At 39.0% G+C, this 14,128-nt stretch carries 14 protein-coding genes; 6 read left to right on the top strand and 8 right to left on the bottom strand.

The window, feature by feature from the left end; genetic code table 11:
- Positions 1 to 69 precede the first annotated feature (69 nt).
- Entirely contained in the window at positions 70 to 522 is a 453-nt protein-coding gene (locus tag RMA95_RS06005; protein ID WP_080746758.1) for an SRPBCC family protein, read from the bottom strand.
- A 212-nt stretch (positions 523 to 734) separates the two neighbouring features.
- Here RMA95_RS06005 and RMA95_RS06000 point away from each other — a divergent pair, with 212 nt between their 5' ends.
- The 3 genes from RMA95_RS06000 to RMA95_RS05990 all read left to right on the top strand — a co-directional run bounded on the left by RMA95_RS06000 (position 735) and on the right by RMA95_RS05990 (position 3,320).
- Positions 735 to 1,457 (top strand): folate-binding Fe/S cluster repair protein, encoded by a 723-nt coding sequence (locus RMA95_RS06000; RefSeq protein ID WP_311069882.1) that lies wholly within the window; start codon positions 735 to 737, stop codon positions 1,455 to 1,457.
- 145 nt (positions 1,458 to 1,602) lie between these two features.
- On the top strand, positions 1,603 to 2,313 hold the full coding sequence (locus RMA95_RS05995) for a DsbC family protein (protein ID WP_031981656.1): 711 nt from the start codon (positions 1,603 to 1,605) through the stop codon (positions 2,311 to 2,313).
- Positions 2,314 to 2,495: 182 nt separating this feature from the next.
- A complete protein-coding gene (locus RMA95_RS05990; RefSeq protein ID WP_311069881.1) occupies positions 2,496 to 3,320 on the top strand; it encodes a tetratricopeptide repeat protein in 825 nt (274 codons plus the stop codon).
- A gap of 34 nt (positions 3,321 to 3,354) precedes the next feature.
- Here the strand turns inward: RMA95_RS05990 and RMA95_RS05985 are convergent, their stop codons facing one another.
- The 4 genes from RMA95_RS05985 to RMA95_RS05970 form a co-directional block, all read right to left on the bottom strand.
- Positions 3,355 to 4,278 (bottom strand): AEC family transporter, encoded by a 924-nt coding sequence (locus tag RMA95_RS05985; protein WP_311069880.1) that lies wholly within the window; start codon positions 4,276 to 4,278, stop codon positions 3,355 to 3,357.
- A gap of 62 nt (positions 4,279 to 4,340) precedes the next feature.
- Entirely contained in the window at positions 4,341 to 5,450 is a 1,110-nt protein-coding gene (locus tag RMA95_RS05980) for an NADH:flavin oxidoreductase/NADH oxidase (RefSeq protein ID WP_311069879.1), read from the bottom strand.
- A gap of 9 nt (positions 5,451 to 5,459) precedes the next feature.
- Positions 5,460 to 7,649, bottom strand: coding sequence for a TonB-dependent receptor (locus tag RMA95_RS05975; RefSeq protein ID WP_311069878.1), 2,190 nt, complete (start codon positions 7,647 to 7,649; stop codon positions 5,460 to 5,462).
- A 132-nt stretch (positions 7,650 to 7,781) separates the two neighbouring features.
- Positions 7,782 to 8,348: a DNA-3-methyladenine glycosylase gene (locus RMA95_RS05970; RefSeq protein WP_311069877.1), complete on the bottom strand. Its 567-nt coding sequence runs from the start codon at positions 8,346 to 8,348 to the stop codon at positions 7,782 to 7,784.
- A 75-nt stretch (positions 8,349 to 8,423) separates the two neighbouring features.
- Between RMA95_RS05970 and mutM the strand changes: the two genes are divergently transcribed.
- Together mutM and RMA95_RS05960 are read left to right on the top strand one after the other, a co-directional pair.
- On the top strand, positions 8,424 to 9,248 hold the full coding sequence (mutM, locus tag RMA95_RS05965; protein ID WP_304393750.1) for a bifunctional DNA-formamidopyrimidine glycosylase/DNA-(apurinic or apyrimidinic site) lyase: 825 nt from the start codon (positions 8,424 to 8,426) through the stop codon (positions 9,246 to 9,248).
- A 19-nt stretch (positions 9,249 to 9,267) separates the two neighbouring features.
- Positions 9,268 to 9,558 (top strand): peptidylprolyl isomerase, encoded by a 291-nt coding sequence (locus tag RMA95_RS05960; RefSeq protein WP_002051379.1) that lies wholly within the window; start codon positions 9,268 to 9,270, stop codon positions 9,556 to 9,558.
- 14 nt (positions 9,559 to 9,572) lie between these two features.
- On the opposite strand, the gene RMA95_RS05955 is transcribed toward RMA95_RS05960, so the two are convergent.
- The 3 genes from RMA95_RS05955 to typA form a co-directional block, all read right to left on the bottom strand.
- Entirely contained in the window at positions 9,573 to 9,923 is a 351-nt protein-coding gene (locus tag RMA95_RS05955; RefSeq protein WP_311069876.1) for a gamma-glutamylcyclotransferase family protein, read from the bottom strand.
- A gap of 139 nt (positions 9,924 to 10,062) precedes the next feature.
- Positions 10,063 to 10,494, bottom strand: coding sequence for a large conductance mechanosensitive channel protein MscL (gene mscL / locus RMA95_RS05950; RefSeq protein ID WP_069124034.1), 432 nt, complete (start codon positions 10,492 to 10,494; stop codon positions 10,063 to 10,065).
- A 255-nt stretch (positions 10,495 to 10,749) separates the two neighbouring features.
- A complete protein-coding gene (gene typA, locus RMA95_RS05945; RefSeq protein ID WP_004705742.1) occupies positions 10,750 to 12,585 on the bottom strand; it encodes a translational GTPase TypA in 1,836 nt (611 codons plus the stop codon).
- Between the two features lie 178 nt (positions 12,586 to 12,763).
- Here typA and RMA95_RS05940 point away from each other — a divergent pair, with 178 nt between their 5' ends.
- Positions 12,764 to 14,122 (top strand): uracil-xanthine permease family protein, encoded by a 1,359-nt coding sequence (locus RMA95_RS05940; protein ID WP_311069875.1) that lies wholly within the window; start codon positions 12,764 to 12,766, stop codon positions 14,120 to 14,122.
- Positions 14,123 to 14,128 lie beyond the last annotated feature (6 nt).

Below are 14,128 nucleotides of genomic sequence, written 5' to 3'. Positions count from 1 at the left end.
AAAAAAGAAAAAAGTGAGTAGTTCTCTACTCACTTTTTTCTTTAGGATGTTTAAAATTTTAAAAGGCGATTACTGATCTGGAATCTCGGCTTCTACTAACAGTGTTAATAACGACAAAGACTCCTGCCATCCTAAATAACACGCCTCTACAGGAATAACTTCCGGTATTCCTTCTTGGGTAATATGCACCTCTGTACCTACTAATACAGTTTTTAATGTAATGGTGACCTGCATAGTGCCAGGTAAATTGGAATCATCAAATTGGTCGTTATAACGAATTAATTCATTTGGAATGAGTTCGACATAAGTTCCCCCAAATGAATGTGTTGATCCTGTCGAAAAGTTGGTAAAACTCATTTTGTATGAGCCACCTACATTTGAATCAAAACTATGAATTTTCGCAGTAAAACCGTGGGGTGCCATCCACTTCACTAAAGCATCTGGGTCGAGAAAAGCACGATAAACCCGTTCAGCGGGTGCTTTAAATACACGATGTAATTTTACTGTACCTGTTGCCATTATATTCTCCTTGTTTTAAGTCCATTTAAGTTATAAAAATTGTGCTTAATAGCTTAAACCGTAGAATTTCTTTTAACGTATATTTTTGGTGTTTTTCCATTTATACCATCAGTTTCTGACAAAACTAAATTACGAAAACTAAGGCTGATTTTTTGATAAAAATGGAGCAAAATAGTCAGCAATCATAAAGAAACATATTGAATTTGAGATTAATTATGAGTCTGCTCGCTTTCTCCTCATATGCATTAAACGGTGTAGATGCACAGAAGTTTTTACAAGGCCAAGTGACTGTCGATACTGAGCGTTTAGCTGAAAATGAAACACGCTATACAGCCATTTGTGATCTTAAAGGTCGTATTCACTTTGGCCTGTGGCTGAAAAAGATTAACGCTGAAAGTTTTGAGATTGTTGTTACTCAAGATCAAGCTGAAGAGTTCGCTAAGCATATTAAAAAATATGGCGCATTTTCAAAAATGACCTTAAGTGAACAAGGCGCTGTGTTTCCAAAAGTTGTAAATGGACACACTGAGTTCAGCTCTACAGAAACTGATATTTCCGAATGGCAAAAACAAGCCATCATGACAGGTCAAGCATGGATTGCTCAAGCAACTGAACATGAGTTCCAACCACAAGAATTACGTTTACACCAACGTGAAGGTGTCAATTACGATAAAGGCTGTTATTTAGGTCAGGAAATTGTCGCACGCCTTTGGTTTAAAGCAAAACCAAAACACTGGTTACATTTAATTCAAGGCACAGGTGAAGCACCGGCTCCAGCAACTCAATTAAATAACGATATTGAAGTGGTTAATAGTACTCAAACTACTGACGGATATATTGCATTGGTTGTTGCGAAACCAGCCGCTTTAGCAGAACTCGGTCTTCAAGTTCTCGATTTGCCAGAAGCTTTAAGTGGTGATGTTGCTAGACCACAATAATTATATTTAGCAAATAAAAAGCCCGCGGATGCCCCTGCGGGCTTTTTCATAGATACAAAATTCTAATAAATTCATTTAATTAGGGCATCAATTTTTTAATTTTTCTATGCCATCATAATCGAGGTTGAAATCTAAGAGAAAAAATATGAAAACTAAACTTGCCACACTCATGTTAAGTTTGGCTTTTTTCGGTTCTGCTCATGCTGATGTGAAAACACTTGAACAAAATCTGAAGACAAATTATCCAGATTTACCTGTAAAGGGTGTTTATCAATCACCTGTACAAGGTATTTATGAAGTATATACAAGCGGTCGTATTGTTTATACCAATCAAGATGCTAAATACTTCTTTGTAGGCAATTTAGTTGATATCAAACAACAAAAGAATATGACAGAAGAACGAATTGCCGAATTGGGTAAAATTGATGTTAAAAGTCTTCCGCTAAATCAGGCAATTAAATATGTAAAAGGTAAAGGGGAACGTACTCTTTATATTTTCAGTGATCCTGATTGTCCTTACTGCCAACGTCTAGAACAAAATATGGTTGGGGTGGATAACGTAACGGTATATGTATTCTTATACCCACTTACCAGTTTGCACCCAAATGCTGAAAAAGTTTCAAACCAAATCTGGTGTTCAAAGAACCCGTCTGAAGCTTGGACCAATTATATGCTTAATCGCAAATTGCCGACTAATAGCAAAAGTTGCTCAAGCCCAATTCAAAAGAATATTGCTTTAGGTCAAAAATTAAATATCGATGGAACACCAACATTGTTCTTGCAAGATGGACAAAGAATCTCAGGTGTACCAAGTGATGCAAAACAAATTGAAGCATTACTTAAGTCAGTAAAATAAGACTACATGCCACTCTCTTAGCCAGAGTGGCATATCATTTTTCTCCACAGTTTGCTTTATAGACATCGTTTTATATACAAATCGGCTGTTTACTTTCATCCACCACTATTTATGATGAGAAGTTGAGTTGATTCAATACATCGACGGAATGATGTCGCTACGAAGTAAAAGGTTAAAAAGAAATGAAAAAATTACTCATTGCCAGCCTAATCGCCATTTCAAGTTCATCCATCTTTGCGGCAGACAGTACGGCATCTGCGGCAAAAAATGATGTCTTTAAACAGGCAGAACAACTGTATGCAGCAAAAAATTATCCTGCTGCCTTTCAAGAAGTCCAGCGCCTTGCACAGACAGGAAATGCTCAAGCGATCTATAACTTAGGCTATATGACGCAAATGGGCCAAGGCACCCCTAAAGATAACGCCAAAGCTGTTAAATATTATGAAGATGCTTCAAATAAGGGCTATGCTCAGGCCAGTTATAGACTTGCGCAAATTTATGAAACTGGTGAATTAGGCGTTGCAAAAGACAGTAATAAATTTAGCCAATATGTACAAAAAGCATCAGCTCAAGGCTCTGATGATGCAACGGTAAAAATTGCGACCATTTTATTTGCACAGAAAAAGCCTCAATCTCATCAAATTGCTTTACAAAAGCTAGCACCTTTGATTAGAAAAGGAAACTACCCTGCTATTCAGGTCAAAGCACTTTATGATATTAGCCAAGGGGTTGAAAATAAAAACCCGCTAATGAAACGCCAAGGCATTGAAGCATTACAAGCGATCGCCCAAAAAGGTTATGCGCCAGCATCTATGGCTTTAGCGACCATGATGGCAAATGGAAATATCATTCCTCAAAACTTGCCTCAAGCAAAACAGATTTTTACTGAGCTTGCTAACCAAAATGTTCCTAACGCTAGAGAATCTTTAGCTTCAGTCGAAAAGATTATTGCTGAGAAGAATAAACAAGCTGCAGCTGCCCCTACACAGCCAGCATCTAAAAAATAGTAAAGAAACAATAGCCCCGCATGGGGCTTTTCTTTTACCACCACAAAGCGATAAGCCCACTTACTCCAATAAAACCAATAATGGTGCTTATCATCAAAGGTGTTAATGCCCTTTCATTTAAACCGTATGCTTGCCCAAAAATACCAAAAGCAATTGGCATCGGCAGCGCCGCAATTAATGTTCCGGCATACAGCATTTCTCGGCTCACATTTGGAGTCACTAAAAAAAGTGAAAATATTACAGTTGGCATGAAAACAACTTTAAACATGGCCAGCAATATACTTTGTAAATTTACTGCGGTAATACCAATACCAACCAAGCTGCCACCAATAGCAAATAATGCTAATGGCGAGGCTGTCTTTCCTAACAGTTCTAAGGCTTGAGCAAGTTTTGAAGGTAGATGAATACCGAGTAAAATACAGCTCATTCCAATCAGAATTGCAATAATTACAGGGTTTTTAAGTAAGTTAATAAAAGTCTTTTTAAGAAGTGGTAAAAGTTGCTGTTGTTGATGCAAACCGGCTTCAGCCAAAATGAGCATTAAAGCGACGATTAATAAGTTTTCAATAATTAAAGTTAAAGATATATAGATCGCAGCATGGCTACCAATGAGCATAGTCAAAATAGCCGTACCCATAAAGCCTGTATTCGACATAGAAGCCCCCATAGAAATGACGGCGCTATGGGTTAGGCTATTCTTAAAAAACTTTCGATAAATGATAAAAGCCAGAGTAAACAAGATTAAAGAGCCACCACCATAAGCAATAAAATAAGCGGGGTGCCAAATCTCTTGTAAGTTTTTATTGGCTAAAGACTGAATTAAAAATGCAGGAAGAGCAATTTTAATAACAAATGCGCTCAGGGCCTTAATCTGCTCAGGTGTTACCAATTTAATAAGGACACTACAGTACCCCATCAATAACAAAAGTAAGATTGGTAAAATTACCTGAAAAACCACAGAATGTTCCCTCACTCATCTCAAAATAAGAACGGGCAAATCTTAATTTGCCCGCTGATAAACTAAAAAGAATCAAAAAGCTGTTTTAAGCCATGTGGCTGACAACGCAAATATTGAGGTGCAATTTTAACTTTTGCTCCAAGTGTAGCGGCTGCATGCCACGGCCAACGCGGGTCATATAACATAGCACGAGCAAGGCCTATTGCATCAGCTTGCTGATTTTCTAAAATTTGTTCAGCATGTTCTGGCTCGGTAATCAGCCCTACCGCAATCACAGGAATAGACACATGCTTCTTAACCTGTTCTGCAAACGGAACTTGGTAGCCCGCTCCAATGGTAATATTTTGATGTTCATGTAAACCACCGCTAGACACATGAATATAAGCTGCTCCTAGCTGCTCTAAAGCTTTTGATAAACCAACCGTAGATTCAATATCCCACTGTTCGTTACCATCCATCCAATCAGTTGCAGATAGACGTACTCCTACTGGATAACCTTCAGGAACCGCGAGCTTAATTGCTTGAAGTACTTCAAGTGTCATACGCATACGGTTTTCTAAAGAACCGCCATATTCATCTGTTCGTTGATTCGCAATTGGCGATAAAAATTGATGCAACAAGTAGCCATGTGCTGCATGTACTTCAATTAGCTCAAAGCCAGCTTCAACTGCACGTTTTGCCGCAGCGGCGAAGTCTTGTTGAACTTGTTTAATTTCATCGATTGTTAATGCATGTGGCGCAGCATCGTGAACTGAAAAAGTACTTGTACTTGGAGCAACTGTTTGCCAGCCATGTGGCTGATTTTTTGCAATTTGTCCTTTACCCAACCAAGGCTTTTCAGTCGATGCTTTACGTCCAGCATGCGCTAACTGAATTCCAAATGGCATAGGAGAAAGTGTTTTAACTTTCCCTAATAAAGTTTTGATCTGGTCACGTTGCTGATCATTCCAAAGTCCAAGATCTGCATAACTAATTCGACCTTCCGCTTGTACAGCAGTAGCTTCCACAATACATAGGCCAGCTCCAGACAACGCGTAATTTGCCCATTGCTGTTCATGCCAATAGGTAATTTCGCCTTCATCAGTTGCCGAATACTGGCACATTGGGGCAATTACAATTCTATTGACCAGTTGTAGTGAATCAAAATTAACCATTTCAAATAATTTTGCCATTTTAAATTCCTAGAATTGTTTAATTACACGTAAACCTGCGCTCCAGTTACGCCCATCAGCGGGTTCAAAGTAGCGTCCAACTGGTTGAGTTGAATCGTTTACGATCACTGAACCCGCATAGTTTTTATCAAACAAGTTATCTACACGAGCAAAGCTTTTGACTTTCCAATCACCTAAATCCCATGCATAACCAATATTTGCTGAAGTTACACTGTAGCTCGGTGCTGCGTCACTGTTGGTATCATTCACGTATACTTTGTCCATATACTGTACATCTACACCACCATATAAGCCGTGGCTTGGTTGCCAAGCTAAAGAGACAAAAGCCTGATTTTTGGCAATACCCGGAATTGCATTTCCTGATGGAATTTGCTTAGAACTGCCAGAAGCGGATATATCGGCATCAAAAGTCGCATCTAAATACGCATAACTTGCAGTCGCTGTTAAATCTCTCCACAACTTTTTGTTCCATGCAAACTCTACCCCTTCACGTAATGTTTTATCTGCATTACGAAAGGTTGCACGCCCGTTTGAATTTCCTGCCGAAACAATATCATTCTTCGTTTTGGTTTGAAAAACAGCTAAAGTAAAATCGCCTAATGAGTTTTGTGATTTTAAGCCAGCCTCATAGGTATCACTGGTCGATGGCTTTAAATCAAAGTTAAAACCTGGCTTTGTTGTATCAGTTTGATACGCCATTTCAGTAAAGGTCGGTGTTTCAAACCCTTTGGCATAACTCATATAAGCCATGAGTTCAGGTAAAATTTGCCAATTTAAAGCAGCAGAAGGCAAAACTTTATCGTAATCTGTTTTACCACTATCATCACCGTTAACAGTTCCATACTGATCAGGTCCTGAAGTAAAATGATCTTTTGACTTGTAATGCACATTACTATAACGCACGCCTGTATCTAAACGCCATGTGGGTAAGAACTGCCAAGAAGCTTGTAAATATGGATCGATATTCCACAAAGTATTATCTTCATCACGGCGTAATTTACCTTTCACACCATAAATACCATTCGCATTAAAATTTTCATAACCTTTACGGTCTTCATCCATTGCATCGAGTGCAACCCCGACGCTTACAGTGGTATTTGGCAGTAGTTCTTTTCCTGTCCAACGGAAATCAGCACCATAGTAATTACGATCAAAATCAATCACACCACCCGCATGATTAGGATTTGCTTGGCCTGTATAAATAGGCTTACCATCCTTTAATGTTACATCGCCTTTGGGAATGGATTGATATTGAGTAACTTGGCGATTACCTAAATATGCCATGGCATAGAGTTCATTTTTATCATTAATAGGCTTAGACCATGTCACCCCTGTCTGGGTTTGCTCAATATCTTTACGAACCTTATAAGTATTATCCGCATCATTAACTTGTTTAGGATTCGCTTTCCACTGAGCATGGGTTAAACCTTGCGGGTCATCTGCATTCATTTTGACATAGTTAGTCACCCAGTTGATTTTGCTACCATCATCAAGATTCCAACTGAGCTTGGCGTTATTTAAGATTTTATCTGCACCGCTATGTTCTCGGTAACCATCAGTGTCGAAGTATGATGAACTAATAACATAACTTGGTTCATTCGCACCCTTTGCTCCGCCTTGGAGTACTAGCCCAGCTCGGCTTTTATCGTGGCTGCCTCCCGAATAGCTCAGCTCAATTGAGTCTTTCCCTTGCCCTTCTTTAGTAGAAGTTAAAATTGTCCCACCCGATGAGTTTCCATAAAGTGAAGAAAAAGGTCCCGTTAGAACTTCGACATGGTCGAGACTACTTAAATCAATATTAGACGTTTGGCCTTGTCCATCTGGCATAGTAGCGGGAATACCATCCACATAAAGGTGAATGCCTCGAACACCAAAAGTAGAACGTGCACCAAAACCACGCATAGATAGCTGTAAATCTTGCGCATAATTTTCACGATTACGAATCTGTAAGCTCGGTATACCTTTGACAACTTCAGTTAAATTCACTTGTGAAGAAGTATCAGCTTGAGGTACATCTATTCGAAAAACCGAAGCAGGTGTTTGTAAGTAAGTCGTATCGGTACGCGTTGCTTCCACATGTAAAGTAGGCAATTTGGCAACGTCTTGGGTTAAGTCTTCTGCCCAAACGAGTGGACTCGAAATGCAGCCCATACTCATCAAAATACAGTAATGAAGTCGGTCTAAGCGTAATAAGGACATGCTTATTTCCTTTATTTATATTGTAGTTATCATAACAAAAAGCGGTGTCTTGTCTGGATATTGAATTTGACCCACATAGTTGTAAATTTAGAACACTATTTCGTTATTTAAAAATTAATTTCTAAATTTTAATTATCGACTTAACGAAGGATGATCTTTCCAGCAATATCGTTCAGGCCAGTCTTTTGCTTCTTCAGCGTAATCAATACCAATACGTGGCGTTAAAACAACTTCTGGTTGTGTAATGGCCGCTTCAATCCACAATCCAGATTCCTCACCCAAAGTCTGCCCCTTTAAGGTCCGGTCAATGCCTAAATAACGTGTCAGTTTGCCTGGTCCAGCTAAAAGCTTATATTCTTTTTTTGTTGAAGCATTACTTAAAAATACAGACCGAATCATCACTCCTTCAGGCACACCTTCTGTTTGAGTAATAATATTAAGCATTTCATACATGCCATAAATTAAGTAGACGTAAATCGTACCACCATGGCTATACATTACATCTGTTCGAGCTGTACGTTTATCATTGTAACTATGGCAAGCTTTATCTCGAATGCCCAAATAAGCTTCTGTTTCACTAATTGTGCAACGGATGACTTGACCATCAGGCTGTCGCTTACACAATACGCAGCCGATTAAATCATACGCTACTTCTGAAGTTTCTCGTTGAAACCAGCTTAATGATAAAATATCTGACATAGTATTCTCTGAAATATTACATACCACACGTTATACTTGATTAATCCAGTATATCTGTTAATTCTGCGAGTTGGCATGCCTGAGTTACCCGAAGTCGAAACCACCAAAACCAGTTTATTTCCTCTATTGAATCAAAAAGTTCTAAGTGTTGAAGTACGTAATCCGAGCTTACGCTGGCCTATACCAGAAGACATTCAAAAACTCGTTGGGCAACGCCTCACTGGTTTAAATCGGCGTTCAAAATATATTCTGGCTGAGTTTGAACAAGATCAAATGCTCTGGCATTTAGGTATGTCAGGAAGTTTCCGTCTGACCGAGCCAAATGATGAGCTAAGAAAACATGACCACCTAATTATTCAATTTGAAGATCAGCAGTTACGTTACCATGACCCACGTCGTTTCGGTTGCATCCTTTGGCTTAATCCTGAGACTCAAGGCAAACTCATAGATACTTTGGGACCTGAACCTCTAAGTACTGACTTTCATGCAGAATATTTAGCTTCTAAGCTCAAGAACAAATCTGTCGGCATAAAAATTGCACTTATGGATAATCATGTAGTGGTTGGTGTAGGCAATATCTATGCAACTGAAAGCTTATTTAATGTTGGCATTCACCCAGCTCAGCCTGCTGGCGATTTGACCATGCAACAAATTGAGAAACTCGTTGTCGAGATTAAACGCATTTTGAAATCGGCAATTGATTTAGGTGGCTCAACGTTACGTGACTACAGTAATGCTATGGGTGAAAATGGTTATTTTCAGCAAACACTTCTTGCTTATGGCCGTGCTGGAGAAATGTGTGTTAACTGTGAAACCCCATTAGAAAACTTAAAACTTGGTCAGCGTGCCAGTGTATTTTGCCCACAGTGCCAACCACTTAAAAAGCTGAGAAAGCCTTAATTTTTTGGAGGAAGACAACATGCAAACAGCAATTGTCCGACATATTTTAGTCAAAGATAAAGACTTAGCTGAACAGCTAAAAAAGAAGCTACAAAGTGGTGCAGACTTTGCCAAACTTGCCAAGCAATATTCCACCTGTAATTCAGCAAAACGTGGCGGTGAACTTGGCGAAGTCAAAAAAGGTCAATTAGTACCTGTCATCGACAAAGTTGTCTTTACAGCTGCTGAACGTGTGTTGCAAGGCCCTATTAAAAGTCAGTTTGGCTATCATCTTTTAGAAGTTAAATTCCGAATGGGCAGCTTACGCTGATTCCATTAATTTAATTATGGTTTTTCAGAAGTTTTAGCCTGTGCATTCATTTGATATGTCCAGGCTTTAATATATTCACCCGACTCTAGTTTTACATCTGCGATGACACGCTGGTATTGAAAACCTTCAAAATCATCCAGCATCTGCCAGTTTTCAGCAAGTTTTTCTGTGCTAAACACATAACCTTCTATCCAATCAGCTTGCGAATCTAACTCAAGTGCTTTTAAACCTTTGTCAGGTCCCCAATCTAAAATATGAATTAAGCCTCGTACGCTGGCTTTTGTCCAGTGACCATCGATTTGTTCTAAAATATGAGCATTAGCTTGATTCGGACATAAAGTGCCATATACAAATAGCTGATTCATTAATTCTTCCCCCTTTAACAAGATGACCAGTTAAAATGAATTGTAAGTTTATCAATATATAGGGCCATACTTAAAATTAAAAAAATAATTGATCAATAAAAAACGGTACGCTAGGTACCGTTTTTTATTTGAAATCTGCTTAAGCTTTCTTTTTCAACTCATCACGAATTTCGCGCAGTAATTGCACGTCTTCAGGCGTTGCAGCTGGAGCTTCTGGCTCATTCTTATCACGGCGAAGTCTGTTTAATAATTTCACCATTAAGAATACAACCCAAGCCAAAATAAGGAAGTTAATTAAAATGGTCAGGAAGTTACCATAAGTTAATACATTGATACCTGCCTTTTGCAAGGCATCCAAAGACTGTAAATTGTTAGGGTTTGCACCTAACACAATGAATTTTTGTGTAAAATCAACGCCGCCACCAGTAATTACACTGATAATTGGCATGATAATATCTTTCACCAAAGAGTCCACGATTTTGCCAAAAGCACCACCAATAATCACACCAATGGCTAAATCCATCATATTGCCTTTAATGGCAAATTCTTTAAATTCTTGAATAATACTCATCTAAACATCTCCAGATGTCGGGGGCCGAAACACGTCATATTTTTCTTTTTCATTGGCATCTTATCGAATTAGATAGTACTCGCCATGATATTGATAATTTAATATTTTTATCAAAAAAAAGAAAACTATCTCACACTTTAACAACATATTCGTTTAGAAGAAAAATATGAATTTAAGGTTAATTTAATTTCAAATATAACAATTAAAAAACCGCTAAATTAATTTAGCGGTTTTTTCTTTTTCAATTAAGAAAAATTATTTATCACGGTTACGTTTACGTTCGTTTTCAGTCAAGTAACGTTTACGGATACGGATTGATTTAGGTGTTACTTCTACTAACTCATCATCTTCAATGAATTCAAGCGCTTGTTCAAGCGTATATTCAATTGCAGGAACAAGAGTCAACGCATCATCTGTACCAGATGCACGAACGTTAGTTAATTGTTTCGCTTTAGTTGGGTTTACAACCATATCGTCTGAACGAGAGTTAATACCCACGATCATACCTTCGTAAACTTCTAACTGTGGCTTAGCAAATAAACGACCACGGTCTTGTAAGCTGAACAATGCATAGCCCAAGCAAGTACCTTGAACCATAGAAATCAACACACCGTTTTGACGCTTCGCAACAGTACCTTGTTTAACAGGACCATAATGCGAGAAGCTTGAAGTCATGATCCCTGTACCAGAAGTCATGGTCAAGAATTCAGAACGGAAACCGATTAGACCACGTGAAGGAACAGTCGCTTCAATACGGATACGGCCTTTACCGTCAACTTCCATATTAGTCATTTCGCCTTTACGGTGACCCATTTGTTCCATTACAGCGCCTTGATGCTGTTCTTCAACGTCAAACGTTACGTTTTCGTAAGGCTCTTGTCTTTCACCATCAATTTCTTTGATGATTACTTGTGGACGTGATACGCCCATTTCGAAGCCTTCACGACGCATGTTTTCAATTAAAACTGAAAGGTGAAGTTCACCACGACCAGATACTTTGAAACGGTCTGGACTGTCAGTGTCTTCAACACGTAAAGCTACGTTATGGATTAATTCGCGATCAAGACGTTCACGGATATTACGTGAAGTTACGAATTTACCTTCTTTACCAGCAAACGGAGAGTTGTTTACTTGGAAAGTCATAGATACTGTAGGCTCATCTACAGATAAAGCTGGTAATGCTTCAACATTTTTCGGATCACAGATCGTGTCAGAAATGTTAAGTGCATCAATACCAGTAATACATACGATGTCACCAGCAGATGCTGAATCTACATCAATACGCTCTAAACCGTGGTAACCCATGATTTTTAAAATACGACCGTTACGTGTATTGCCATCTTTGTCAATTACAGTAACAGGAGTGTTTAATTTTACTGAACCACGTTGAATACGACCAACACCGATAACGCCTACGAAGCTGTTATAGTCAAGTGATGAAATCTGCATTTGGAATGGACCATCAACGTCAACTGCTGGTGGTTCAACGATGTCTACAATCGTTTCGAACAACGGAGTCATGTCTTCTGCAAGTTCTTCAGGAGCTGGACCCGCTACACCACGTAAACCTGATGCATAAACGATTGGGAAATCTAATTGCTCATCAGTTGCACCAAGGTTATCAAACAAATCAAATACTTGATCGATTACCCAGTCTGGACGTGCACTTGGTTTATCAACTTTGTTGATAATAACGATTGGCTTCAAACCACGAGCAAAGGCTTTTTGCGTTACAAAACGAGTTTGTGGCATTGGGCCTTCTTGAGAGTCAACAAGAAGTAATACACAGTCAACCATCGACATAACACGTTCTACTTCACCACCGAAGTCGGCGTGTCCCGGGGTGTCCACAATGTTGATACGGTAAGTTGTATCAGTACGCTTATCCAACCAAGTAATAGAAGTGTTTTTCGCTAAGATGGTAATACCACGTTCACTTTCAAGCGCATTCGAGTCCATGACACGCTCAATCTCGCCTGCTCGGTCACCGAGAGCACCTGATTGCTGAAGTAGTTTATCGACAAGTGTGGTTTTCCCGTGGTCGACGTGCGCAATAATTGCGATATTACGGAGATTTTTGATATCTGACATGAAAATTAGAAACGCCTGAAATTTGAGGGCAAATTATACAGAAAAACACTACTCTTGAGTAGTGACAGTTTATTGACATTGACAAAAAAATTTCCCAATAGCCTGTATTTCGTTTTGTAAAGATAGGTATCTCGATTAGAATAGCGCCAATTTGCGAAATTGTGGCGTATCTACTCCCATGTCCAATCAACCATCACCAGACCATCTTGACCTTGTTTATGGACTAGATGACCGACCAAAACCCTTCGTGGCTTTTCTAGCTGCTTTTCAACATTTGCTTGCAATTATTGTCCCAATTATTACACCTGGACTTCTTATTTGTTTAGCTTTGGGTGTTTCACGTACCGAAACCAACATGATTTTATCCATGTCTTTGGTCATTTCAGGAATTGCAACTTTCTTACAATGCAAAAAAGTTGGTCCTTTCGGTGCAGGTCTACTCATTGTTCAAGGTACTAGTTTTAACTTTATTGGCCCAATTATTGGTATTGGGAGTGCAATGGTTGCCGCAGGTACACCAGTAAATCAGGTTATGGCTGCTATTTTTGGTGTGGTGATTGCTGGTTCCTTTATTGAAATGGGTGTGTCACAAATCCTGCCATGGGTAAAAAGACTTATTACTCCGCTTGTGACAGGTATTGTTGTACTGCTGATTGGCTTAACACTTATTAAAGAAGGCCTCATTAGTATGGGTGGTGGTTACCAAGCTATGCAAGATCATACTTTTGCAAGTTCTGATAACCTTATAATGTCTTGTACAGTTCTAGCTATTATTATTGTTTTAAATCGCATACGCGTAGTGTGGATTAAAAGCTCGGCTATTTTGATTGCTTTGGTTATTGGCTACATTCTTGCCGGCTTCATGGGGTACCTAGATTTTTCTGGTCTAAAAGACGCTCCTGTTATTCAAATTCCGACACCTATGCACTTTGGCTTAAGCTTCTCATGGGGCTTATTTATTCCAATGGCATTCATTTATCTGGTGACTTCATTAGAAGCAATTGGTGATGTCACAGCAACAAGTAAACTTTCAAACCAACCTGTAGATGGTCCTCAGTGGATGCAACGCATCAAAGGTGGCGTGTTAGTGAATGGCGCAAACTCTTTACTTGCAGGATTATTTAACACCTTCCCTAGTTCTGTTTTCGCTCAAAATAATGGTGTAATTCAACTCACTGGTGTGGCAAGTCGTTACGTAGGGGTCTGGATTGCTGCTTTACTCATTATATTAGGTCTATTCCCTGCTGTAGCGGGTGTAATACAAGCCGTACCACAGGCGGTATTAGGCGGAGCAGTTATGGTAATGTTTGGTGCGGTTGCTGCCTCAGGCATTAACATTCTTTCATCTATTCATTTAGACCGTCGTGCCCTTTTAATTATCGCGATTTCACTTGCACTAGGTTTAGGTGTTGCTCAAGTTCCACAAATTTTGGAACACTTACCAGAGTTATTTAAAAATATTTTTAGTTCTGGTGTAGCAACAGGTGGTATTGCGGCATTAATTTTAAATATTGTACTTCCTGAAACACATAAATAACCCTTT

Source organism: Acinetobacter sp. V110_1 (genome assembly GCF_031798975.1).
GTDB classification, from domain to species: domain Bacteria; phylum Pseudomonadota; class Gammaproteobacteria; order Pseudomonadales; family Moraxellaceae; genus Acinetobacter; species Acinetobacter nosocomialis_A.
This window is presented reverse-complemented; position numbering and strand designations above follow the sequence as displayed.